The sequence below is a fragment of the Allobosea sp. RAF48 genome, from assembly GCF_052114025.1.
Classification (GTDB): Bacteria; Pseudomonadota; Alphaproteobacteria; order Rhizobiales; family Beijerinckiaceae; genus Allobosea.
In genome coordinates this window covers 185,853-208,515 of sequence record NZ_JBFRDZ010000009.1, presented here as the reverse complement: position 1 = coordinate 208,515, position 22,663 = coordinate 185,853, and the positions used below count along the sequence as shown (strand labels likewise).

Annotated in this window: 18 protein-coding genes; 9 read left to right on the top strand and 9 right to left on the bottom strand. The window is 66.9% G+C overall.

Annotated elements, in window-relative coordinates:
• Positions 1 to 15: 15 nt before the first annotated feature.
• The 4 genes from tssC to AB4Z10_RS18195 all read right to left on the bottom strand — a co-directional run bounded on the left by tssC (position 16) and on the right by AB4Z10_RS18195 (position 4,361).
• Positions 16 to 1,521 carry a type VI secretion system contractile sheath large subunit gene (gene tssC / locus AB4Z10_RS18210; protein ID WP_441471790.1) on the bottom strand — a complete coding sequence of 502 codons (1,506 nt, stop codon included), beginning with the start codon at positions 1,519 to 1,521 and terminating at the stop codon, positions 16 to 18.
• A gap of 119 nt (positions 1,522 to 1,640) precedes the next feature.
• Entirely contained in the window at positions 1,641 to 2,171 is a 531-nt protein-coding gene (gene tssB / locus AB4Z10_RS18205; protein WP_441471789.1) for a type VI secretion system contractile sheath small subunit, read from the bottom strand.
• Between the two features lie 119 nt (positions 2,172 to 2,290).
• A complete protein-coding gene (locus AB4Z10_RS18200; protein ID WP_441471788.1) occupies positions 2,291 to 3,733 on the bottom strand; it encodes a type VI secretion system protein TssA in 1,443 nt (480 codons plus the stop codon).
• 70 nt (positions 3,734 to 3,803) lie between these two features.
• Positions 3,804 to 4,361 (bottom strand): OmpA family protein, encoded by a 558-nt coding sequence (locus AB4Z10_RS18195; RefSeq protein ID WP_441471787.1) that lies wholly within the window; start codon positions 4,359 to 4,361, stop codon positions 3,804 to 3,806.
• A gap of 118 nt (positions 4,362 to 4,479) precedes the next feature.
• Here AB4Z10_RS18195 and AB4Z10_RS18190 point away from each other — a divergent pair, with 118 nt between their 5' ends.
• Genes AB4Z10_RS18190 through tagH form a run of 3 tightly spaced genes read left to right on the top strand, consistent with a single transcriptional unit; the run spans position 4,480 to position 8,294 of the window.
• Positions 4,480 to 6,339, top strand: coding sequence for a type VI secretion system Vgr family protein (locus tag AB4Z10_RS18190; RefSeq protein WP_441471786.1), 1,860 nt, complete (start codon positions 4,480 to 4,482; stop codon positions 6,337 to 6,339).
• Positions 6,340 to 6,353: 14 nt separating this feature from the next.
• Entirely contained in the window at positions 6,354 to 6,902 is a 549-nt protein-coding gene (locus AB4Z10_RS18185) for a DUF6931 family protein (protein ID WP_441471785.1), read from the top strand.
• Between the two features lie 15 nt (positions 6,903 to 6,917).
• On the top strand, positions 6,918 to 8,294 hold the full coding sequence (tagH, locus tag AB4Z10_RS18180; protein ID WP_441471784.1) for a type VI secretion system-associated FHA domain protein TagH: 1,377 nt from the start codon (positions 6,918 to 6,920) through the stop codon (positions 8,292 to 8,294).
• Between the two features lie 127 nt (positions 8,295 to 8,421).
• Here tagH and AB4Z10_RS18175 read toward each other — a convergent pair whose 3' ends face one another.
• The 3 genes from AB4Z10_RS18175 to AB4Z10_RS18165 all read right to left on the bottom strand — a co-directional run bounded on the left by AB4Z10_RS18175 (position 8,422) and on the right by AB4Z10_RS18165 (position 10,193).
• Entirely contained in the window at positions 8,422 to 8,775 is a 354-nt protein-coding gene (locus AB4Z10_RS18175) for a RidA family protein (RefSeq protein WP_441471783.1), read from the bottom strand.
• A gap of 61 nt (positions 8,776 to 8,836) precedes the next feature.
• A complete protein-coding gene (locus AB4Z10_RS18170; protein WP_441471782.1) occupies positions 8,837 to 9,625 on the bottom strand; it encodes a hypothetical protein in 789 nt (262 codons plus the stop codon).
• A gap of 67 nt (positions 9,626 to 9,692) precedes the next feature.
• Complete coding sequence (locus tag AB4Z10_RS18165; protein ID WP_441471781.1) at positions 9,693 to 10,193, bottom strand: PAAR domain-containing protein; 501 nt, start codon at positions 10,191 to 10,193, stop codon at positions 9,693 to 9,695.
• Positions 10,194 to 10,386: 193 nt separating this feature from the next.
• On the opposite strand from AB4Z10_RS18165, the gene tssK reads away from it, so the two are divergent.
• The 6 genes from tssK to AB4Z10_RS18135 are packed head-to-tail and all read left to right on the top strand — an operon-like array spanning position 10,387 to position 20,397.
• The gene (tssK, locus tag AB4Z10_RS18160; protein ID WP_441471780.1) at positions 10,387 to 11,724 is read left to right on the top strand and encodes a type VI secretion system baseplate subunit TssK; all 1,338 of its coding nucleotides are present in this window, start codon (positions 10,387 to 10,389) and stop codon (positions 11,722 to 11,724) included.
• Positions 11,721 to 13,166 carry a type VI secretion system protein TssL, long form gene (gene tssL / locus AB4Z10_RS18155; protein ID WP_441471779.1) on the top strand — a complete coding sequence of 482 codons (1,446 nt, stop codon included), beginning with the start codon at positions 11,721 to 11,723 and terminating at the stop codon, positions 13,164 to 13,166. The genes tssK and tssL overlap by 4 nt, the downstream gene beginning before the upstream one ends.
• A gap of 12 nt (positions 13,167 to 13,178) precedes the next feature.
• Entirely contained in the window at positions 13,179 to 16,808 is a 3,630-nt protein-coding gene (tssM, locus tag AB4Z10_RS18150) for a type VI secretion system membrane subunit TssM (RefSeq protein ID WP_441471778.1), read from the top strand.
• Between the two features lie 4 nt (positions 16,809 to 16,812).
• Positions 16,813 to 17,520 (top strand): type VI secretion system-associated protein TagF, encoded by a 708-nt coding sequence (gene tagF, locus AB4Z10_RS18145; protein ID WP_441471777.1) that lies wholly within the window; start codon positions 16,813 to 16,815, stop codon positions 17,518 to 17,520.
• Positions 17,521 to 17,530: 10 nt separating this feature from the next.
• The gene (locus AB4Z10_RS18140) at positions 17,531 to 18,340 is read left to right on the top strand and encodes a PP2C family protein-serine/threonine phosphatase (protein ID WP_441471776.1); all 810 of its coding nucleotides are present in this window, start codon (positions 17,531 to 17,533) and stop codon (positions 18,338 to 18,340) included.
• Positions 18,337 to 20,397: a serine/threonine-protein kinase gene (locus tag AB4Z10_RS18135; protein ID WP_441471775.1), complete on the top strand. Its 2,061-nt coding sequence runs from the start codon at positions 18,337 to 18,339 to the stop codon at positions 20,395 to 20,397. Before AB4Z10_RS18140 ends, AB4Z10_RS18135 begins: the two co-directional genes overlap by 4 nt.
• Before the next feature lie 104 nt (positions 20,398 to 20,501).
• On the opposite strand, the gene AB4Z10_RS18130 is transcribed toward AB4Z10_RS18135, so the two are convergent.
• Both AB4Z10_RS18130 and AB4Z10_RS18125 read right to left on the bottom strand, forming a co-directional pair.
• Entirely contained in the window at positions 20,502 to 20,780 is a 279-nt protein-coding gene (locus AB4Z10_RS18130; RefSeq protein WP_441471774.1) for a hypothetical protein, read from the bottom strand.
• 73 nt (positions 20,781 to 20,853) lie between these two features.
• A complete protein-coding gene (locus AB4Z10_RS18125; protein ID WP_441471773.1) occupies positions 20,854 to 22,611 on the bottom strand; it encodes a transglycosylase SLT domain-containing protein in 1,758 nt (585 codons plus the stop codon).
• Between the last annotated feature and the right edge of the window lie 52 nt (positions 22,612 to 22,663).

The following is a 22,663-nucleotide window of genomic DNA, read 5'->3' as shown; positions in this document are numbered from 1 at the left end:
ACGATCAGGTGGCGGTCACTGCTTGGGAGCTGGCAGTCGCGAGACCAGGCTCAGGCCGATATCCATGCCTTCGAGCTGGAAGTGCGGCCGCAGATAGAACTTGGCCGAGTAGTAGCCAGGGTTCTCCTCGTCCTCGAAGACATCGATGCGCGCATCGGAGAGCGGGCGCCGCGCCTTCGTCTCTTCGCTGGAATTGACCGGATCGCCGTCGACATATTCGGTGATCCACTCCTGCAGCCAGCGGCGCAGAGGCTCCTTTTCCTTGTAGGAGCCGACCTTGTCGCGGACCATGCACTTCAAGTAGTGCGCGAAGCGCGAGACGGCGAACATGTAGGGCAGCCGCGACGACAGGTTGTCGGAGGCGGTCGCCGCCACACCGTCCGGCCCCGAGAAGGCCTTGGGCTTGTAGAGCGACTGGGCGCCGATGAAGGCGGCCTTGTCGGTGTTCTTGCGATGGATCAGCGGGATCAGGCCGGACTTGGCCAGCTCCGCCTCGCGCCGGTCGCTGATCGCGATCTCGGTCGGGCATTTCAGATCGATGCCGCCATCATCCGTCGGGAAGGTATGCGTCGGCAGGTTCAGCACCTCGCCGCCCGACTGGACGCCGCGGATGCGGGTGCACCAGCCATATTCCTTGAAGGCGCGATTGACGTTCACTGCCATCGCATAGGCCGCGTTCATCCAGGCGTATTTCTCGCCGCGATGGCCGTCGGTGTCCTCCTCGAAGGCGAACTCCTCGACCGGCTCGGACTTGGCGCCATAGGGCACGCGGGAGAGCACCCGCGGGAGGCACAGGCCGACATAGCGGGAGTCGGCCGCGTCGCGCAGCCCCTTCCAGGCGGCATAGTCCGGCGTATCGAAGACCTTGCCGAGATCGCGCGGGTTCGACAGCTCCGTCCAGCTGTCCATGCCCATCAGGGTCGGATCGGCGCCAGCGAAGAAGGGCGCATGGGCCGCTGCCGCAACCTTCGACAGATCGCGCAGGAGCTGCACGTCGGTCGGGACATGGCTGAAGTGATAATCGCCGACCAGACAGCCGAAGGGCTGGCCGCCGAGCTGACCGAACTCCTGCTCATAGACCTGCTTGAAGAGGGGGCTCTGGTCCCAGCGCGCGCCGGGATAGGTCTTGAGATTGCGGGCGAGCTCGTTCTTCGAGACGTTCATCACCTTGATCTTCAACTGAGCATCGGTCTCGGAGTTGAAGACGAGGTAGTTGAGGCCGCGCCAGGCGCTCTCGATCTTCTGGTATTCGGGTGCGTGCAGCACCTCGTTCATCTGCTCGGTCAGCTTGGTATCGAGCCGCGCGATCATCTCCTCGATCGTGTCGATGACATCGCCCTTGATCAGGGTCTGGTCCGCCAGAGCCTGGTTGACCAGAGTCGCCACCGCGTTCTCGACCTCGGTCGCCGCCCGCTCGGTCTTGGGTTTGAAACTCTGCTTCAGGATCGCCGAGAAATCATCGATCTCGCGGGTCTCTACAGCCGCGCCACCGGGCTGCTGGGTTTGTGCTTCCGCTGCCATTGCCGCCTCGCTCGCTTAACCGCCTGGCGGACCCTTGATCCACGCGAGAGCATTGCTTCTGCGAAAACCGGTTCCCACGTTTTCGCGCATGCTCACACGGCAGGTCCGTGCACCTGTTCTCAGTTCGCCGTCTTGCCTTCGGAAGGTTCGCTCTTGCCGAGCCTGTCCTTCAGCGCCGTCATCAGCTGCGGATCGGCGAGCAGCGCCTTGATCTGGTCGCTCGCTGCCATCTTGCCGTCCATGTAACGCAGCAGGTTGGCGAGCTGCTCGCGCGCTTCCAGGAGCTTGGCCGTCGCCGGGACCTGGCGGGCGATCGCCGCCGGGTTGAAGTCCTCGAACTTCTTGAACTTCAGCGCGACCGAGAGCTTCTCGCTGCTGTCCTCGCCCAGCTTGTTGGGCACGTTGAACGACACGGCGGGCTCGATCGCGGCCATGCGCTGATCGAAATTGTCCATGTCGAAGTCGAGGAACTTGCGCTGCGAAATCTCCGGCTTCTCGATCGCCGAAGCATTGCCGGAAAGGTCGGCGAGAACGCCCATGACAAAGGGCAACTCGATCTTCTGCTCGGCGTTGTACGGGTCCTCATACGTGATGTGGACCCGAGGCGGCCTGTTGCGGCGGATGAACTTCTGTCCTGAATCTCCGGCCATGACGTGCCCTCTGCATCCGTGCCACGTCGACGTAACGTGACATCTTACCCAGTTTCACCCATTATCGATATAGTCGTACCATCGCGACGGAAGGTTCAAAGAAAAGGCGAAAAACTGACCTAGCTGTCGCTCTCCGGAATCTGTGCGACATCGGGCAGGATATTGCCGAGAAGCGACATGAAATCCTGCTGTGCCAGCCCGCAGGCCTTGTCCATCAGCAGCGGCGTCGGGTGCGACGGCTCGACCTGGCGATAGAAGGCAGCAACCGCTCTCATCGCGCTGACCGCGTCGGCACGGCTGCCGATCGCGATCGCCGGCACCGCCTCGGCCGGCGGACGCGCAGCCTCTATCGGCTGCACCTCGGTGGCGCCGCCACCATCTTCCGCGACCCGCGCGTCAGTGGGGCTATCCTCGTCCGCATAGCCGCTATCATCAGCCTCTTCGGCATAGCCCTGCTCTGCGTCGTCCGTTGCCTCGTAGCCATCCGGCGCCGGCAACCGCTCGAGCGGCAGCCGGAATCGACGCAGCTCGCCGATCTCGATCACCGCCTTGTCGACATGCTCGGGAAACATGATCTGGATGACCTCGATCAGTGACTTTCCGATCAGCTGCTGCGCTTGTCCGATCAGCAGGACGGCCGGGCTGGAAGGCTCAGTTTTGCGAAAGTAGCCGAGGCATGCGGCAAGCGTATCCTTCACTTGAAGGATGTTCGAAAGGCCGCCGGGACCGAAGCTCGCAGGGCTCGCTGCCGGCACTGGCGCGTCGTTCGCCGCTGGCGCCACCCCGGCCGGTTGATGGCCCGGAACGCGCCGCGCGATCGCTGCGTCGAGGAAGGCAGCGATCTGGTCGAGAAGCGCCGCCAGGCGCGGAAAGCCGAGGGGATGATCGACACCGACCTTCTCGAGCCAGACCATGCCGATGCGGGCGAGCGCATCCCGCGCCGCGCCGATATGGCCGAGGGTGGCGGTCAGTTGGTCCGGGTCGATCTCCGCCAGCGTGGCATTGATCGCACCCGTGTCGGGATGCTGCTCCCCTTCGACCAGCTTCGTCTCGCCGCTGGCGACGAGCTGGCTGCGGAAGATGAAGGGGCCGAGGCGGCGGCTGACGAAGAGCGGCGCATGCTGCAGCGGCAGCACCACGGTCGGCAGCTCGTCGAGCCCTTGCAACGCGACCTCGCGCATGACGAAGTCGCCGTCCATCGCCCGCGGATGGACCTCCGCCCAATAGCTGCCGAGGAGATCGGCAATGGCTGAAAGGCTGGCCGCGAAACCCGCGACGTCCCGGTTGAGGATCGTCAGCTTGGCCGCGAGCACGAGCAGGCGCAGATCGCGCGAGCGTTGCAGCAGCTTGCCGAGATCGGAAAAGGCGACCGGAAACTCGATGCTGGTGCGATCGAAGGCGACCTGGCGGCCCTCGTCGTCGCGGCGGAAATACGAGGGCGGCAGCGCGACTTCGAGCCGTGCCATGACGTTCATGAAGTCGTTGTCGTCCTCGAGGTCCGGCCCGCAGGGCTCCTCGGCCGAAACGAGCTTCGTCAGTTCGGCAAAATTCAGGCCCGCCATCGCTCTCCCCGCTCACAGGCTGGGCAGTGAGGGCGGAGCCCGCATCGCCCCGTTATTCAGATCCAGCGTCTCATTCGGTGCGCAGGCGGGTTTCCACCCGGCGGTTGTCGCCGGAGAGCGGATCGGCGACGAGCGGCCGTTCCTGACCGTAGCCCTTGGCGACGAGCTTGGTCGGACTGACGCCCTGCTGGCCGAGATAGCGGACCACCGCCTGCGCCCGGCGCTGCGACAGGTTGAGATTGTAGCCGGGGGTGCCGGCGGCATCGGTGTGCCCCTCGACCATGAAGGTCTGCGCGGCGAGCTGCGGCGTCTTCAGAGCCTTCGCGAACTCGTCGAGATTGACCCTCGCCTCCGGCTCCAGCACGTCGGAATTGTATCTGAACTTCACCACGAGATCGAAGGCGCTCGGCGGCCTGGCGACCTCGACGGCATGGCCGGCCTTGGCGCATTCGGCTTCCGTGCCGACGCAAAGACCGCGTGTGAGGCCGGGCTTGGGCGCCGCCGTCGGCCCGAAATGCTTGACGATATCCTCGGCCTTGTAGGTCTGCGCCGCCGCCGGTGCGGCTGCCGTGAGAACCGCAGCGCCGGTCAGTGCGACAAAGGCCATGAAGCCGGACTGCTTGCGCATGGGAACCCTCCCGATAAATGGCGCCATTCGGCGAACGAAGACTTGAGGAGCCGACGATGACTCCCGTTGTTAGTTGCGTCAAGGCGAATTTAAGTTCAATCGGCGAAGGATTTCGTTGATGTCCGCCAATCTAGGGCAAGCTCAAAGAACCGCTTCATTCACGACACCATCTGGTCAAGATAAATTTGCACTTATCAAGTTCGAAGCCAGCGAAGCTTTGAGCGAGTTATTTACCTACAACATCGAAGCAGCAAGCAAAACCGAGAATGCCGACCTGCAAAGTATCATGAGCGAAAAATGCTCGATCAAATTCACGCTCAAGAACAAGAGCGAGCGGGTCCTGAACGGCACGCTGGTCGATGCGCAGTGGCTCGGCCAGCAGGATGACCTCCAGATCTACCGCTTCACTCTGAGGCCCTGGCTCTGGCTGCTCTCGCAGCGGGCAGACTGCCGGATCTTCAAGAACAAGACCGCGCTCGACATCATCAAGGAGATCTTCGGCAAGGAAGGCTCGGCCAGCTTCGAGGATCGGACCAGCGAGACACTCCAGCCGATCGACTACTGCGTGCAGTATCGCGAGACCGATCTCGATTTCGTGCTGCGGCTGATGGAGCAGTACGGCGTCTACTACTATTTCAAGCACAGCGACGGCGACCACAAGCTGGTGCTCTGCGACTCCCGCTCCGGCCATGACGAAGTCGCGGCGGCAGCCGAGCCGAGTTTCCAGGGAGCGTCGTCGGCCTACGCTTTCGTCCCGCAGGGCAACCGCTTCCCCCGCTCGCAGGTCGAGCACCTCACGCATTGGTCGACGATGCGCCGCCTGCGGACCGGCAAGTTCGAGCTCAAGGATTACGACTTCGAGAAATCGGAATCCGACCTCACCGCCCGTGCCGAGGAAGGCTTCCCGAAGGCCAAGTCCTACGAGGCCTACGACTACCCCGCAGCCTACACCAAGCGCGACCGCGGCGAGCATTTCGCCCGCGTCATGGCGCAGGCCGAGCAGGCCAAGGACGACCGGCGCCATGCCGGCGGCGATGCCGCCAGCCTCTATCCCGGCGCGCTGATGAAGCTCTCCGACCATCCGACCGGCTCCGAGAACGCCGAATACCTCGTCGTCAGGGCCAGCCATGCCTACGGCATCCAGAGCTACCGGTCCTCAGGGCGGCAGGACGAGGCGCTCTATCACGGTTCCTACGAGCTGCAGAAAAGCGACCGGCGCTTCCGCGCCCCGCTCGTCACGCCGCGCCCAGCGATCTACGGGCCGCATACGGCCAAGGTCGTCGGCGAGCGCAACCGGGGCGAGGAAGGCGATATCGACGTCGACGAGTACGGCCGGGTCTGGCTGCGCTTCCATTGGGACCGCGAGGACGGCTCGACCTCCTGCCGCACGCGCGTCGCGCAGATGTGGGCCGGCAAGAACTGGGGCGGCCAGGTCATCCCCCGCATCGGTCAGGAGGTGATCGTCGAATATATCGAGGGTAACCCCGACCTGCCGATCATCGTCGGCGCCGTCGTCAACGACCAGCACAAGCCGCCCTACGATCTGCCGGCGAACAAGACCCAGTCGGGTCTCAAATCGGAATCGACCGACGGCGTCGGCTTCCCGGATTGCTACAACGAGATCAAGTTCGAGGACCGCAAGGGCCAGGAAGTCTTCGAGATGCACGCGGAGAAGGACCACAAGGTCGTGGTCAACAACATCGAGACGCGTGAGATCGGCGACAACTTCCAGAGCGGCGGCTATTCCCGCAGGACCACGCTGAAGAAGGGCGACGACAAGCTCGACGTCGAGAACGGCAAGCTCGATATCGAGGCACTGACGGAGATCAATCTCAAGGTCGGCGAGAGCCGGATCAAGATGACGCCGGGCAGCATCGAAATCACCTCGCCCAGCATCAAGATCAAGAGCGTCGGCATGACGGAGGTCGGCAGCGACGGCACCGTCGTGATCAAGGCTCCCATGGTGACGATCAACTGAGAGAGCGGCCGGACATGTCACGCCTGCGTTTCAGCACCGCCAGCGAGGTGTTCGAGACCTTTCCCTCGGCGCATGAGGCCGTCACCATGCCGCCGACAGCCGAGCCGCCGCTCTCGTTCCTGGCGCGGCTCGCCAAGGGTCCGGCGCCGACGGAGGCGATCGGCTTCTGCGCCTTCCTGCTGCCGCGGCGCGAAGCGGTCTGGTGGGGGCTGCAGGCGGTGCGCGCCATGCAGCCGCCCGGCGCGCAGGACCCCGGCCTCGCCGCGGCCGAGGCCTGGGTGCGCGAACCCGGCGACCGCACACGCTTCGAGGCGCTGAAGCTCGCACAGGCCGGCGATCGCGCCCGGCCCGGCACCTGGGTTGCCTGGGCCGCCGGCTATTCCGGTGGCAGCATGGTCGAGAGCCACGGCGTGCCCTGCCCGCCCGACCTCACCGCCAAGATGGTACGCATCGCCGTGCTCAACGCGATCAATCGCCTGCCCTCACGCGAGCGCGAGGTCGCCTTGCATCGCTGCATCGAGGCGTGCATTCGTTTGGCGGAAGACGATGCCGGCAAGCGCTAGCGACGGTTCGAGACCATGGCGCTGACACTGACGATCGAGAACGAGACCTCCCTGCCGGATGGCGGGCCGCTGAGCGTGACCGCCAGCGGCGGGCGTGGCCTCGACATCGGCCGCGATCAGCATCTCGACTGGGCGCTGCCCGATCCCTCGCGTGCCGTCTCCGGCCGCCACTGCGAGATCCGCTTCCGCGACGGCGCCTGGTGGCTGCGCGACATCTCGACCAACGGCACCTATGTCAACGGCGGCGAGCATCGTGTCCAGTCGCCCTATCGGCTCCAGAACGGCGACCGGCTGGAGATCGGCCACTACGTCATCGCTGTGACGATCGATGATGAGGGGAGGCAGGCTCCCCCGGCGTCGTTCTCCTCGCCGCCCTATTCGGCCCGCCCCGAAGCGCTCTGGGAGGCGAACGAGGAAGCTGCCCCGCCCATTGCCCGCCGCGACCTGATGCCGCCCAGCCACGCGAAGCCGGTCCACGCCAGCTTCATCGACTGGGCCGCTGACATCCCAACGCCGGATGCCGGGCCACTCCCACCCGTATCCGCCCCACCCCGCCCCTCACCGGCCTCGCAGAGTGACGACTTCGCCTGGGCGCCCCTGCAGCCGCCACCCGTCCCGCCGGCCGAGCCTGTGGCGCCGATCCCGACGCCCCGGCGCCCGCCCGTGAGCCCTGCGTCGGCAAACCCGTGGGATGAGCCCGTGCCCGACGCCGTACCCGCCGAAGTCTCAAACGCGCCGCCGGAGCCGGCCTTCACGCCCGTGCCGACCTTCCCGTCGGAAGCGCCCGTGCGCGCCGCAGCACCGCCGCCGATCTCGATGGGCGAGTTCATGCAGCGCTTCGCCAAGGGCGCCGGCGTCTCGCCGCAATCCCTATCGGCGCAGGATCCCGGCGCCTTCGCCGAGCAGCTCGGCGGGCTGATGCGCCTGATCGCGGAGGAACTGAAGGGCCTGCTCGCCGCCCGGGCCGAGACCAAGCGCATCGCCCGCAGCACCAACCAGACCATGATCCAAGCGCAGGACAACAATCCGCTGAAGTTCTCGCCGACCGTCGATGACGCGCTGCAGCTGATTTTCGGCCAGCCGCGCAGCGGCTATCTCGATGCGAAGCGCGCCTTCAACGAGAGCTTCCGCGACCTCAAGGCCCACCAGATCAAGACCTATTCGGCCATGCAGCATGCGCTGAAGATGCTGGTCGAGGACCTCGATCCGCAGGCGATCGCGGAAGCCACGGCGCAGGATGGCGGTCTCGGAGGCCTGATCGGCTCGCGCAAGGCGAAGATGTGGGAGGCCTATGTCGCGCGCTGGGAAGCCAAGACCGCGCCTTACGAGAACGGCCTCGTCGACGCCTTCATGATCTATTTCGCCGAGTGCTATGATCGCGGCGGGAAATGACGGCGGCTGACACCGTCATGCTCGCCCTTGTGGTGAGCATCCACGTCTTGGACACGTCACGCGGCAAGGAAGACGTGGATGGTCGGGACAAGCCCGACCACGACGCCGCCGGAGAGCGCACAAGAAGCTACCCCTTCGCCGCCACGGCGGTGATCTCGATGCCATAGCCGGGCGAAGCCAGCTTCGCCTCGACGGTCGCGCGGGCCGGCGCATGGCCGGGCGCCACCCACTTGTCCCAAACTGCGTTCATCTCGCCGATCTTGGCGATGTCGGTCAGGAAGATCTGGACGCTGAGGATGCGCTCCTTGCTGCTGCCGGCTTGTGCCAATGTGTCCTCCAGCAGCGCCAGAACCTCCTCCGTCTGCTCGGTCAGCGAAGCGCCTTCGGTCTTCTCGGCGACATGGCCGGCAAGGAAGACGATGCCGTTGAAGATGGCGGCGTCGCAGTAGCGGGCGGCCAGTCCGATGCGTTCGATGGTCATAGGCTTGCGTCCTGTCGGCGGAATGGTTGGGCCGCCGGCTTCGCCCGCCCGCCCCGGCAGGTCAAGCCGCTGGCAGCGCCAATATCTCGCGGATCGCGCGCGGCTGGAGCTGCCGCGGCAGCTCGTCCATCGCCGCCTGGTAGTAACCGAGAATGCTGAGCTGCTCATAGGTCGCCCAGATCGACTCATCCTCAAAGGCCGCGACGCGCTCCTCGAGGTTCAGGATCATGCCGTATTCGAGGCCGCCCGGTTCGCCATAGACAATCGGCGGGGGCGTCGGCTTGCTGCGCTTGCGTGCCTCGGCCGCGGCGAAGGCCGCGAGCGCACCGGGCTGCCAGATCTGATTATAGGCGGCCGTAACGTCACCAACCGGATCGCCCCTCACGGCCAGGATCTGCCGGCAGGCGGCGGCGAAGGCATCGGTGAGGCCGTTCGCCTCGGCGGCAGAATCCGCCTTGTTGTAGTCGGCGCCGAGCGGCTCGACATAGGCGAAGAGGTTCTCGAGCTGCCGCGCCGCCGGCCCAGACAGGAACAGCCAGGGAAAGGCGCCGTCGATCGAGAGCTGCCCGGGCAGGAGATGCGCCGCCTGTTCGCCGTCATCGGCCCGGAAGAACTGACGTGTCGCCGCCGTGCAGCTCACATGCGGGACCGGCAGCATCGGCCTCTTGCGCCGCGCCGGATCGCGGATCAGCGCCATGAAGCAGAGCGCCTCCGCCACCCGGCCGTTGCGGGCCATGCCGTGGTTCAGCGCCCGGCGCTGATCGGAGGAGAACCGCTGCACGATCTTGTGGCGGAAGCGCTCGCTCTTCGCCTCGCCCCGGTCCGGAACCGTCCGCCTGTTCTTGCCCATCGCGTCACCGGAATAGGAAACGATTCGCAATCAACGGCTTACGCCGTTTTCTTGAATCAGTTCGGGCTCAACCGCCGATCACCACTGTAGGCAGGCCCATTGCGATCTTGTTCGGCGGCCCCAGCGCCTCGATGATCGTATCGCCCATCCGGCAGGCGGGCAGGTTGTTGATCAGCACGGTCTGCGAGCCGTCGATGACCACGCCAGGGCCGTGCGGCTGCGGGGGCATCGGCGTCAGGCAATTGTGGATGTCCGCTCCGCCCGCGGCGCCGGTAATGGTCGAGCTCATCGCTGAAAGCGCCGCCGTCTTGGCCGCCTCCTCCGCAGCCTTCGCCGCGGGAGCGCCAGGCGTTCCCGCGGCAGCGAGCGTTGCAGCCGCGGCCGCCTGAAGCGTCGCATCCGATGCAGCCTTGGCCGACTGGATCGCGGCCGCCGCCGCTGCAGGCACGCCGCGCCAGGCCGGCAGGCTCCCGATCAGCACGTTGGGGCTGCCCGGCCCCGGCTGCAAGATCGGCGGCAGGGGGTGGATCACCGGGTCGGTGGTGCGAGCTGCAGGCCCTTTCGGCATGATCGCTCCCTTGATGACCGCTCCTTGGCCGGAACGGATTCGCCATCGACAGGACTGCGCCGAATTTCTCCGCCCGGCATCCTTCAAGTCAATGACGGCGGCGCGCGCCCCGGAGGCTTAGTATTCCCTTGGTGACGCTCGGTTATCTCCCGGATAAGCTCACCATGCCTGCCTTCGAGTGAGCGAGACCGGAATGTCGTGGTACAGCAAGGTCGTCTGGTCGGAAGGGCTTTTCCTCAGGCCGCATCACTTCCAGCAGAGCGATCGCTACCTCGAGAATTTGCTGGAAAGCCGCGTCAGGAACGTCACGCCCTATCCATGGGGTTTCTCCGTGCTGGAGATCGACCGCGACCTCGCCCAGCAGAGCCGGATCGGGCTGCGACGCGCGGTTGGCGTGATGCCGGACGGCACGCCCTTCGCCATGCCGGACAACAGCCCGCTGCCCGCCGCGATCGAGGTGCCCGAGAACGCCGCCGGCCAGCTCGTCTGGCTCTCGCTGCCCCTTGCCGCTGCCAATACGCGCGAGGTCGAGGACACGCTGAACGGCTCGGCCAGCCGCTATGTCCCCGCCAATGAGATACTGATCGACTCCACTGCTTCGCTGCGCACCGAGGAAGAGATCGACGTCGCCCATCCGCGCCTGACACTGGAGCTGCGCAAGACCTCGAAGGCCGGCTATGTCGGCCTGGCGCTCGGCCGCATCCTCGAAGTGCGCGACCGCGCCGTACTCTTCGACGAGAAATTCGCCCCGCCGGTGCTGGTCTTCTCGGCCTATCCGGTGATCGAGGGCTGGCTCGACCGCGTCATCGGCTGGATCGACAACAAGCTGGAGGAGCTCGCCCGCTACGCCGCCGATCCCACGGCGGGCGGCGGCCTGCAGAGCGCCGACTATTTCGTGCTCCAGCTCCTCAATCGCAGCATCCCCGTGCTGAAGCACATGCGCCGCTCGCGCTTCATCCATCCCGAGCGGCTGTTCACGGTCTTCGTAGCGCTCGCCGGCGAGCTTGCGACCTTCACCACGGCCGAGCGCCGCGCCCGCGACTACCCGGCCTATGACCACGACGACCTGGAGAACTGCTTCGCCCCGGTGGTGCGCGACATCCAGGACTTCCTCTCGGCCAATCTCGGCCGCCGCGCCATCCGGCTGGAGATCGTCGAGCGGGCGCAGAACGCCTTCATGTCGACGATCCGCGACCGCAGCCTCGTGCGCAATGCGACGCTGGTGCTGGAAGTGGCGGCGCGCCGGCCATTGACCGAGATCCAGGCGCAGTTCCCGCAGCTCTTCAAGGTCGGCCCCAACACCAAGATGAACGAGATCGTCCATGCCCATCTGCCGGGCATCAATCTCGTCCATCTGCCGACGCCGCCGCCGCAGATCCGCGCGCTGACGGATCATGTATACTTCTACCTCGACCGCACCTCGCCGCTCTGGCCGGAGTTCAGCACGGCGAGCTCGATCGGCATGCATTTTTCCGGTGACTGGCCCGATCTCGAACTCGAGCTCTGGGCCGTTCTGGAGGGCAGGCGATGAGCGATCCGGGTTCGCCGTCCGACCCGTTCGGCCGTTCCGAGCGGACCATCATCCGGCCGAACCCCGGCGGGCGCCGCGCGTCCCTGCCACCCGCTCCCGCCACGCCCTCGCCGAGCGCGCCACAGGCGCCCCAATCCTATCAGCCGCCGCAGGTGCCCTCGCCCGGCGTGCCCGGCGGCGGCGACGAGTGGATGTCGAACCCGGCGCCGATTCCGCAGCGGCAACAGGCCCCGCCGCCTTCGGGCGGCGGCCAGGCGCTGCCGCGCCGCGAGCAACTGCTGACGCCCAACGCCAATCCGCTGCTGCGTGCCGCAGGCCCGCTCCTGCTGTTGCTCGGGCGGATGCGCGCGAACCTCTCCAACGCTCCCTTCGCCCAGCTTCTCGGCCAGGTCGGTGAGTCCATCGAAGCGTTCGAGCACGAAGTACGTGCCGCCGGCGTCTCGGCCGAGACCGCACAGACCGCGAAATATGTGCTGGCCGCCACCGCCGACGACATCGTCCAGAACATCCCCGGCGACGACCGCCATGTCTGGACCCAGTACAGCATGCTCTCGCGCTTCTTCGGCGAGCGCACCGGCGGCGTCCGCTTCTTCGAGGAGCTGGACAAGGCCAAGGCCGACCCATCAGTCAATTACGACCTGCTGGAGCTGATGCATGCCTGCCTGGCGCTCGGCTTCCAGGGCATCCACCGCACCTTCTCAGGAGGCGCCAACAACCTGCAGATGATTCAGCGCAACCTCTTCGAGACGCTGCGCCGCGTGAAGCAGCCCGACCCCGAGCTTTCGCCGCGCTGGCGCGGACAGGCGATCGCGGCAACGGTCGCGGGCTTCAAGGTGCCGGTCTGGTCGGTGGCGGCGATTGCGGCCGTCGCGCTGCTCGGCGTCTATTTCGTCTTCCGCGCGTTGCTCTCGGGTAATGCCGAGGCGGCCTCAACCGCTCTGCTCTCGGTCCATCCCAAGGGCGAGATCGGCATCATGCGCAAGGTCTTCTCGGCCCCGCCGCCATCTCCCCCACCTCCGCCGCAACCGCCCAAGGTCTGCGCTGCGGTGCAGCCGCCAATCGTCTGCCTGGTAACGCCGAACGTCGTCATCGTCCGCCTGACCGGCATCACCCTGTTCGAGCCGGGGCAAGCCACAGTGCGCGTGGAGTTCCAGCCTCTGATCGAGCGCATCGCCGCGGTGCTGGAGCAGGAGGGCGGCGCGGTGAAGGTCGTCGGCCACACCGACAACGTGCCGATCCGCACCGCCCGCTTCCCGTCGAATGTCGAGCTGTCGCAGGCCCGCGCCAAGGCAGTCGGCGACCTCCTGAAGACCAAGCTCAGCAAGCCCGATCGCATCGGCTTCGAGGGCAAGGGTGCCGACACGCCGATCGCGCCGAACAATACCCCCGCCGGCCGCGCCCAGAACCGGCGTGTCGAAATCCTGATCCAGCGGCAGGGCTAGGGAGGCGAACCGATGAACCTCGCCACCGGGCTGCGCATCCTCGCGATCCTGATCGGTGCGCTCGCGCTCGCGGCGCTGGTCTGGTTTGGCGGTCCCTTCCTCGCCTTCGGCGAAGTCCGTCCCTTCGAGTCGCTCTGGGTCCGCCTGCCCATCGCCGTGCTGCTGCTCCTTGGCGCGCTCGTCTGGATCGGCTTCATCGTCGTCCACCGCCGCAAGGCCACCGCAGCGCTGACCGAAGCGCTGGAAAAGGAGGAGTCGACCGGCGACGGCGCGGCCCTCTCCAGCGCCATGAAGGACGCGCTCGCGACCCTGAAGAGCGCGCGCGGCAAGGGCGGCGGCGACTATCTCTACGACCTGCCCTGGTATGTCATCATCGGCCCGCCCGGCGCCGGCAAGACCACCGCTCTGGTCAATTCCGGGCTGAAGTTCCCGCTGGCGCGCGGCGCGACGCCGGCCGCCATCGCCGGCTCCGGCGGCACGCGCTATTGCGACTGGTGGTTCGCCGAGGATGCGGTGCTGATCGACACTGCCGGGCGCTACACCACGCAGGACACCGACACCAAGGCCGAGAAAGCGAGCTGGTTTGCCTTCCTCGACCTGCTCAAGACCAACCGCCCGCGCCAGCCGATCAACGGCGTGCTGGTCGCGATCAGCGTCGAAGATCTGCTGACCTCCTCGCCTGAGGAGATCGCCGCCCATGCCGACGCGATCCGCTCGCGCCTGCTCGAATTGCACGAGCGACTGAAGGTCGATTTCCCGGTCTATGCCATCTTCACCAAGGCGGACCTGATCGCCGGCTTCAACGAGTTCTTCGGCCAATTGACCGAGCCGCAGCGGCGCATGGTCTGGGGCCATACCTTCCAGACCGCCGACAAGACCCGCAACATGATCGGCGACGTGCCGCCGGAATACGATGCGCTGATCGAGCGGCTGAACGAGCGCCTGCCCGACCGGCTCCAGGACGAGCACAATCCGACCTCCCGCGCCCAGATCTTCGGCTTCCCCAGCCAGATGGCGACGCTGAAGCGCTCGATCGTCGATTTCCTGACCCGCGTCTTCGAGCCGACGCGCTACCACGCCAATGCGACCCTACGCGGCTTCTACTTCACCTCTGGCACGCAAGAGGGAACGCCGATTGACCAGTTGATCGGCGCGCTCTCGCGCAATTTCGGCTCGGACCACGCCGGCGCAGCCTCCTTCTCCGGCAAAGGCAAGAGCTATTTCCTGACCGAGCTGGTGCAGAAGGTCGTGATCGGCGAATCTGGCTGGGTCTCGACCGATCTCGGCGCCGCCCGTCGCACGACCATGCTGCGCATCGCCGGCTTCGCCACGGTCGCGCTCCTGTCGCTCGCGGCGCTCGGACTGTGGTGGACGAGCTTCTCGCGCAACAGCGACCTGATCACCGCGACCAATTACGGCCTCGCCGACTATCGCAGCGCCGCAGCCCCCGTCCTGCAGGAGACCACCGTCTCCGACCGCAATTTCAGTCGCATCCTGCCGCTGCTGCACAAGCTCAGGAACATGCCGGCGGGCTACGCCACCCAGGACGAGCCGACGCCCACGCTCGCAACCTTCGGCCTCAACCAGCGCGAGCGCCTGCAGAACGCGACGGAGATCACCTATCAACAGGCGCTGGAGCGGATGCTGCGCCCGCGCATCATCTTCCGGCTGGAAGAGCAGCTCGAGCAGCAGGCCAACAATCCCGGCTTCGTCTACGAGGCGCTCAAAGTCTACATGATGATCGGCGGCCAGGCGAAGCTGGACCGCGACCTCGTGACCTCCTGGATGCGGCTAGACTGGGCAGAGAACCTCTTCCCCGGCCCGGCCAACGCCAAGGGCCGCGAGGCGCTTGAAGAGCATCTCACCGCCATGCTCGACCTCGACGAGGGCGACACCGAGCCGATGGTCAAGCTCAACCAGTCGCTGATCGAGCAGAGCCAGCGGACGCTGCGCCGCCTCAGCATCGCCGAACGCGCCTATGAACTCCTGAGGACGCAGGCCCGCAGCGAGAGCGCGAAGGACTGGGTCGCCTCGCAGCGCGGCGGCTCTGATGTGCGGCTGGTCTTCGAAGGGATCAGCGGCGAGGACCTCGACCAGATCCGCGTGCCCTATTTCTACACCTATGACGGCTTCCAGACCGCTTTCATCGGCAGGCTCGGCGATATCGGCGACCGCATCGAAAGGGAGCGCTGGATCCTGGGCGAGAATGTCGACCAGCAGGCGATCACCGCCCAGTACGCCACGCTGTTCCAGGATTTGATGAAGCTTTACAGCCGCGACTATGTCGCTACCTGGCAGAAGACACTGCGGCGACTGAAGCTCCGGCCGCTCAACGCAGACAAGCCGCGCTATGTCGCGCTCAGTGCCATCTCAGCCGCGACCTCGCCGTTCAAGCAGGTGCTGGAATCGCTGCGCGACGAGACGCAGATCACGAAAGAACGCCCGAACGCGAAGAAGGCCGTGGCCCAGGCGGCCGCGAAGAACGTGGCGCAGACGCTGGACGAGCGCGCCAGCCAGGCGCTGGGCCGGCTCGGCACCAATCTGCCGATGGCCTCGGCAGGCGTCGACCGCGTGCTCGCCGGCAGCAACGACGTCTCGCTCGGCGCCGATATCGAAGTGCAGTTCAAGCCCTACCACGTCCTCGTCGACGGCGATCTCGGCCGCCGGCCGGTCGACCAGCTCCTCCAGACCTTCTCGGAGATCAGCCAGAACCTCGCCATCGCCGCGACCAACCCGGCCCAGTCGGCGGCGGCAAACGCGGCGCTCGTGCCGCTGATCGCGACGTTGCGCGCCAACTCCTCGCGCTATCCCGCCCCCTTCGACGGCATGATCGTCCAGGCAGTCAACGACTTCGAGGGCGATGCGACCGGCGCCACCGTCGCCCTGCTCCGGCAGGCGCTGGCCGAGCAGGTCACCGGCGTCTGCAACGAGATCGTCACCAACCGCTTCCCCTTCACCAAGGCCAGCGCCCGCGACGTGCCGCTCGCCGATTTCGCCCGGCTCTTCGCGCCCGGCCAGATCATGGACAAGTTCTACAAGGAGCGTCTGGAGCCCTTCGTCGACACCTCCAGGCCGCAATGGAACTGGCGCGTCGACAGCCGCGTCGCCCGCGCCCTCTCGCCGAGCACCCTGCGCGAGTTCCAGCGGGCCAGCGAGATCAAGGAGGCCTTCTTCCCGACCGGCGGCAACCTGCCCTCGTTCCAGATGGTGGTGACGCCGACGGCGCTCTCGGCCGACGCCTCCAACGCCAAGCTCGAGATCAACGGCTTCACGGTGACGAGCCAGCAGGGCGTCAACACACCGGCCCCGGTGATGTGGCCAGGTGGCGGCGTCGGCAAGACGGCGGTGACGCTGACGCTCGGCGGCGGCAGCAACGCTTCCGGCGGCATGTTCGGCGGCGGCTTCTTCTCCTCGGGTTCGCAAGGCGGCGCGCAGGGCGAAGCCAAGCTCTTCGAGAAGGACGGCACCTGGTCCTTCTTCCGCCTGCTCGATGCCGGCTCGGTGCTGAAGCAAGGCGACAATGTCGGCTTCACGCTGAGCGCCGGCGGCCGGCAGGTCGGATATTCCTTCGGCGTCGGCTCTCTCAAGAACCCGCTGATCCTGCCGGCGCTGCGGGAGATCCGCTGCCCTTCCGGGATCTGAGCGCATGCCCTGCGGCCTCTTCGGCAAGCTTCCGGCCAAGCGTGACTTCATCGCGCTCAACGCTCCCTCCGGCTTCCTGGCAGTCTACGAGAAATGGCTGCAGGGCGGCTTGACCGCGAGCAGGCTCGAACTCGGGGGCCGTTGGCAGGAGGCATATCTCAATGCGCCGATCTGGCGTTTCTGGCTGGGCGCCGCCCATGGCGGGCAGACGGTCGCGGGCGCCTTCATGCCGTCGGTCGACGGCGTCGGCCGCTATTTCCCGCTCACCGTCTTCGCCGTTGCCGGGCCCGGCAGCGCTATTCCGCCGCCGGAACTCGATCCGCAGGATCAATGGTTCGCGGCGATCGAGGACTTCCTGCTGCAGGCGCTGGAACCCGATGCGCGCTACGAAACCGTCGCCCAGCGCCTCGCCGCCCTGCCCGTCGCCACCGACCATCTCCTCGCCGCCCCGCCGCAGGACATGGTGCGCCTTTCGGACGGCACCATCGTCAGCGCAGCGATCGCTTCCAGTTTTCCGGAGCGGCTTGCGGCGCTACGCGTTGAGGACCATGCCCGTGCCTACGCGCATGCCTGCTACCTCTGGACCGTGGGCGGGCCGAATTTCGAGCCGCTGGCGCTCACCGGCCAGGCCCTGCCGGATCCCTATCTCTTCTCCGGTCTGCTGACCGGCCGTTTCGATACCCATCTCGAATCCAAGCGCGTCAGCTCATGAGGGCGCTGCCATGAACGACACCCCGCGCGAGGCCTCCGACTTCGAGACCGGCTGCATCAGCCACACCGGCAAGGTGCGCAAGGCGAACGAGGACAATTTCATCCTGCGCCCGGAAATCGGCCTCTGGGCGGTGGCGGACGGCATGGGCGGGCACGAGAACGGGGCGCTCGCCAGCGCGACCGTGGTCGCGGCGCTGGAAGCGGTGGGAACGGCGAGTTCGGCGCCCGATCTGCTGGCCATGCTGGAAGACAGCGTGCTCAACGCCAACGAGACGCTGCGCGCGGAGATCCGCCGGCGCGGCGCCACCATGGGCGCGACCCTCGTCGCCTTGCTGATCCATCAACGCCATTTCGCCTGCCTCTGGTCGGGCGACAGCCGCATCTACCTCGTCCGAGGCGGGCACATCGCGCAGGTCTCGCGGGATCATACCGAGGTGCAGGACATGGTCGATCGTGGCCTGCTGACGCCCGACGAGGCCAAGCGCTCGCCGCGCCGGCACATCATCACGCATGCGATCGGCGTCCATGAGCGGCCGGAACTCGATCTGGAAAACGGCGAGATCGCCGATGGCGACGCCTTCATCCTCTGCTCGGACGGATTGACGGAGCATGTCGCCGATGGCGAAATCCTGCAGGCCGTCGAGGCCGGCGGAGCGCAGGCCGCCTGCGACGCCCTGCTCGCGCTGACGCTCGACCGCGGCGCGCGCGACAACGTCACGATCGTCATCGTCCGCTACCGGCAGGGCGCGACGGAGAAGACGCGCTGGATGCCGAACCGGCGCGCGCAGGGCGCCAGCCCGCCAGGGAGCACCACGCCATGAGCGACGACTCCGAGCGCACCGTCTTCGCGCCCCGCGCCAATGCCCGCCTCGGCACGCGGCTCAACGGCATCTACGAGATCGAGAGCCTGATCGCGGTCGGCGGCATGGGCGAGATCTATCGCGGCCGCGCCATCCAGACTGGCGACGCGGTGGCGATCAAGATGATCCGCCCCGACATGGCACGCGACGAAGCCGTGATCGCCCTGTTCCGACGCGAGGCGGCGGCGCTGCACAACCTCTACAACGAGGCCATCGTCCGCTATTACGTCTTCGCCATCGATCCCGTGACGGAGACGCCCTATCTGGCGATGGAGTTCGTCGACGGCCAGCCACTCTCCGAGCGCATCAAGGAGCGACCGCTGTCGATCCAGGAAGCCGACATCCTGCGCCAGCGCGTCGCGCCGGGGCTGCACGCGGCCCATCGGCTCGGCATCATCCACCGCGACATCTCACCGGACAACATCATCCTGCCCGGCGGCGATCCCTCCCGCGCCAAGATCATCGATTTCGGAATAGCTCGTTCGAGCATCCTCGGCGAAGGCACGGTGATCGGCTCCGGCTTTGCCGGCAAGTACAATTATGTCTCGCCCGAGCAGCTCGGCCTCTACGGCGGCGAGGTCACCGGCCGCTCGGACATGTATTCCTTCGCGCTGGTTCTGGCGCAGGCGGTGACGGGCCGCGCCATCGACATGGGCGGTTCGCAGGTCCAGATTCTCGACAAGCGCCGCCGCCTGCCCGATCTCTCGGCCGTCGATGCACGGCTGCGCCCCTTGCTCGCCCGCATGCTCGCGCCCGATCCGAAGAACCGCCCGGCCGACATGGCGGAGGTCGCGGCCTGGCAATCATCCGCAGCGGGCCGGAAAGCTGCAACCTCCTCCGGCACGACCGGGGAGAAACGCTCCCCTGTGGCACTCGTTGCCGGTGTCGCGGTGCTGGCAGTGCTGGCGGGCGGAGGCCTCTACGCCTGGAGGACCCTGCAGCCCGACCAGGCAGCCCACATGGCGCGGCTGCAAAAGGCCGCCCCGCCTTCCCTGTCCGAGCAGCCGTCGGCGAGCGCGGGCGGCAACGCCGCCAGCAATGGCCCGCCGCCTTTGACCGAAGCTCCCGCTGCCTCGCCGCCCCAATCCACAACCGCCCCGAGCACCGCGGCCCAGGCCCCCGCATCGCCGGCCGCTGCACCGCCTCCGACGTCGTCACCTTCGGCACCGCCACAGCAGAACTCCGGAAAACCGCAGATCGCCACCAACCTCGAACCGGTGCCATCTGCGCAGCCTTCGCGCCCGCCCGTCGCCGAACCCGCCGCCAAGTCGCCGCTACCAGAGGCGAAGCCCGCCGAGAAGCCGCTGGCCGCGGTCATGCAGCCGCCGCCTTCCACGCCACCCGTGACGCCGCCCGCCCCCCAAGCGCCGCCGGCCGCGGCGCAGGAGCCAGAGCCGCGCACGCCCGCCGAACGTATCGAGCGCTATGTCCGCGACTATGATGGCGGGCCCTGCTTCTTCCTCTGGCCGCAGGAGATCGGCGACCGCAAGGCAACGCTGGAGGGCTTCGGCAGCGCCTCGGCCCCCTTCATCGCCTTCGACAACGCCTTCAAGGCCGAGCAGGGTTTCGAGGCCCAGATCAACCTGCGCCCGGTCACCAACGCACAATGCCCGATGGTCGATTTCCTGCGCCAGCCCGGCATCGGGATCGATCGCAGCCCGCGGCTCCAGATCGGCGCCTTCAACATGAAGAGCGGCGATGTCCTCAACGGCTCGGTCGACGCCGGCGGCGGCCAGAACCTCGATGTCGTTCTGATCGGCGACGACGGGCTGGTCTATAATCTGGAGAGCTTCATGAAGCGCGAAGGCGGCAAGGTCACCTTCAACCTCAAGCTCGAATCGACCGGCGGCGCGGCTCGTCCCCAGACCGTGCTCGCGCTCGTCAGCCAGGAGCCCTTGCCGGCGTTGGCCGGCCCGAATCCTGCGCCGGCCAGCGAATTCTTCGCCAATCTCAAGCTCGATCTCGCCCGCCAGACCGGCAAGCTCGGCCTCGCCATCAAGTATTTCCGGATCGAGTAGGTTTCGGCGGGCGCGTCGTTCTCGGGCGCAGCGAAGCGCACACCCGAGAATCTCTCCCCGGAGATGCTCGGGTCGCGCCCGATCATGGCGGAGCGTTGCTTCTCCTACTCCTCCCGGTAGAGCACACCCCACTCGTCCTGCCAGACGTCGTCGACATCCGCGACGACGATCGGCGCCCGGAGCTCGTTGGCGAGGCGGATCGCGGTACGAAAGGCGTCCTTCGCCGGGAGCTCGTCGCTGACGAAATCATTGACGAGATGCCCGCTGGCGAGCTCGGCCGGGCAGAGCACACGGCCGAAGGCCTCGCCGCCACGCTCGCTCAGGCTGAGCGTGATCGCATCGGCCTGTGGCTCGTCGACCTGCTCGAAACGGTTCCCCGGCATGAGCTCTCTCCTTTCAATGCCTCCCGAAGCGGGAGGAGATGGCCGCAGGCGGAATCGCACGCGGCGAAACACGTCACTTCTTCGGCTGCGGGCGCGCCAGTCCCGGCCCCATTGTCGGCCTCACGGCGCTGTAGCGATCGAGCCTGACCTTGATCATGTCGTTGAATTTCTTGTGGACCTCGGACACCGAGAGCGTCTTGGTCTCGCCGCCGGCGTCGGCATAGAAGATCGGCCGGTTGGCCTGGGCAGGCTTCGGCAGCAACTCCGCCGCCTTGACGCCCGGCGTCTCCTCCATCGTCTCGATGAAGGTCTGCGCCGCATCCGGGCCGAGAAAGTGGATGAGGTAGATCTCGCCGCCGGTGAGATGGCGCCCCATCGCGCGCTCGAGCCGCAAGGTGTCGCGCTTGAGCATCTCAGCAGCGAGCAGCGCCGAAATATAGGGTTCGCGCCGCATGTCGAGGATGCGCTGGCGCTGCCCCCCGTCCAAGATGATGAATTGCCGGCCGGAGCGGCCGATCAGCTTCGCTTCCGAAGCGAGCCCGTGCTTGGCCCCGAATTCGTAGATCACGCCGAGCCAGGTCTGCTCGATGAACTGGTAGAGCCCCGTTGCCGATGACGTCTGCGCCTTCACAGCCGTCGAGAAAGAGGATTCCTTGTCGGCGACCGCCATCAGCAGCGTCGGATCAGCACCGACGATCTTGCTCGCGCGCACGATCGTGTCGACCAGATGCCGGCGGATCTTGATCGGCCCGAAGGTCAGGATCTGGTCGGGATCGCCGCCGGAGATCTGCGGCGGCGGTTGCGGGGCGCCGCTGGACGTGGCCGATCCCGTTGGCGCGCCCTGCATCTTCGGCGGCACCAGCAGGATATTTGAGGGGAGCTGCAGCTGATTGACCGGCACCTGCTGGGTCGGCGCATCCTCCTGCGGCCTGATGGCGGCGAGCGACGGATCGTTGTCGAGTGCGAACTGGGCCGCCTGCCGGGCGCCCTCCAGATCCTGCTCGACCGAAGACAGGATGAGCGAGGGGCGAGCCGGGCCGTCCTTGAGCGCGGGGGCGTCCGTTGACGCGACGTCCTCTGTCGCAGCCTGTAAGGGCCGGTCCGGCGGCCGCAGGCGCGCATAGGCGAGACCGAGCACTGCTAGCGCGATACAGGCGATGCCGCCGCCCACGGCAGCGATCGCCACGCCTCTGGAAGGCCCGTGCCTGGGCGCCCGAGCCTGGGCGGGTTCTCCGTCAGGCGACGCTGCCTTCTTCGCCCCAAGTGCCGGAGAACCGACGGCCGAAGCCGGCGCCGAAACCGACGACTGCGCCTTTGCAGCCGGTCCGGCGGCTCTGACGGGGCCAGCCTTCCCAAGCGGCGCAATGGCTTGCGGCGCTGATGGCTGTACGCGAACCGGCTGGCTCGTTGACGAGCCTACCGCATTGCCGACCGAGTGGCGCAGGCTTGCGAACCAGGCCGCATCGCTCCGTTCACCGAGCGCCGAAAGCTCGTCGACGAGCCGCTGCGCCGTCATGTGCGGGACATTGGCCTCCCGCGCGATCGCCGCCGCCGCTCCCTTGCCGGGCTGCTCGGCGAGCGTTTTCAGGGCAAAGAACCAGAGCTGCAGCGGCGTGCGCCGGCTTTCCATCGGCGTGCCGGCGGCGGGATGGATCATATAGTGGCAGTGATTGCAGGCGAAGCCGCGCAGCTTCGGCCGCATCGCGAACGAGGTGCCGCGCCCACAGGCCGGGCAGGCCATGATCGTGCCGCCATGGCGCAGGCGCATCAGCTCGGCGAGGCAGGCCTCCTCGGGAAACAGCGCCTGGAATTGCCGGAAGCGCTCGCTCATCCTGACGGTCCGCGCCTCTTCGTCCCTGACGCAAGGTTACGCCCCGAGCCGC

Bases quoted from the DNA above. Each gene is read 5' to 3' on its own strand.
- AB4Z10_RS18130 (WP_441471774.1), bottom strand. From the start codon at position 20,780: ATGCCGGGGAACCGTTTCGAGCAGGTCGACGAGCCACAGGCCGATGCG.
- AB4Z10_RS18135 (WP_441471775.1), top strand. From the start codon at position 18,337: ATGAGCGACGACTCCGAGCGCACCGTCTTCGCGCCCCGCGCCAATGCC.
- tssM (WP_441471778.1), top strand. From the start codon at position 13,179: ATGAACCTCGCCACCGGGCTGCGCATCCTCGCGATCCTGATCGGTGCG.
- tssK (WP_441471780.1), top strand. From the start codon at position 10,387: ATGTCGTGGTACAGCAAGGTCGTCTGGTCGGAAGGGCTTTTCCTCAGG.
- AB4Z10_RS18165 (WP_441471781.1), bottom strand. From the start codon at position 10,193: ATGCCGAAAGGGCCTGCAGCTCGCACCACCGACCCGGTGATCCACCCC.
- tssC (WP_441471790.1), bottom strand. From the start codon at position 1,521: ATGGCAGCGGAAGCACAAACCCAGCAGCCCGGTGGCGCGGCTGTAGAG.
- tssL (WP_441471779.1), top strand. From the start codon at position 11,721: ATGAGCGATCCGGGTTCGCCGTCCGACCCGTTCGGCCGTTCCGAGCGG.
- AB4Z10_RS18140 (WP_441471776.1), top strand. From the start codon at position 17,531: ATGAACGACACCCCGCGCGAGGCCTCCGACTTCGAGACCGGCTGCATC.
- tagH (WP_441471784.1), top strand. From the start codon at position 6,918: ATGGCGCTGACACTGACGATCGAGAACGAGACCTCCCTGCCGGATGGC.
- AB4Z10_RS18200 (WP_441471788.1), bottom strand. From the start codon at position 3,733: ATGGCGGGCCTGAATTTTGCCGAACTGACGAAGCTCGTTTCGGCCGAG.
- AB4Z10_RS18190 (WP_441471786.1), top strand. From the start codon at position 4,480: ATGTCCGCCAATCTAGGGCAAGCTCAAAGAACCGCTTCATTCACGACA.
- AB4Z10_RS18185 (WP_441471785.1), top strand. From the start codon at position 6,354: ATGTCACGCCTGCGTTTCAGCACCGCCAGCGAGGTGTTCGAGACCTTT.
- AB4Z10_RS18175 (WP_441471783.1), bottom strand. From the start codon at position 8,775: ATGACCATCGAACGCATCGGACTGGCCGCCCGCTACTGCGACGCCGCC.
- tagF (WP_441471777.1), top strand. From the start codon at position 16,813: ATGCCCTGCGGCCTCTTCGGCAAGCTTCCGGCCAAGCGTGACTTCATC.
- tssB (WP_441471789.1), bottom strand. From the start codon at position 2,171: ATGGCCGGAGATTCAGGACAGAAGTTCATCCGCCGCAACAGGCCGCCT.
- AB4Z10_RS18125 (WP_441471773.1), bottom strand. From the start codon at position 22,611: ATGAGCGAGCGCTTCCGGCAATTCCAGGCGCTGTTTCCCGAGGAGGCC.
- AB4Z10_RS18170 (WP_441471782.1), bottom strand. From the start codon at position 9,625: ATGGGCAAGAACAGGCGGACGGTTCCGGACCGGGGCGAGGCGAAGAGC.
- AB4Z10_RS18195 (WP_441471787.1), bottom strand. From the start codon at position 4,361: ATGCGCAAGCAGTCCGGCTTCATGGCCTTTGTCGCACTGACCGGCGCT.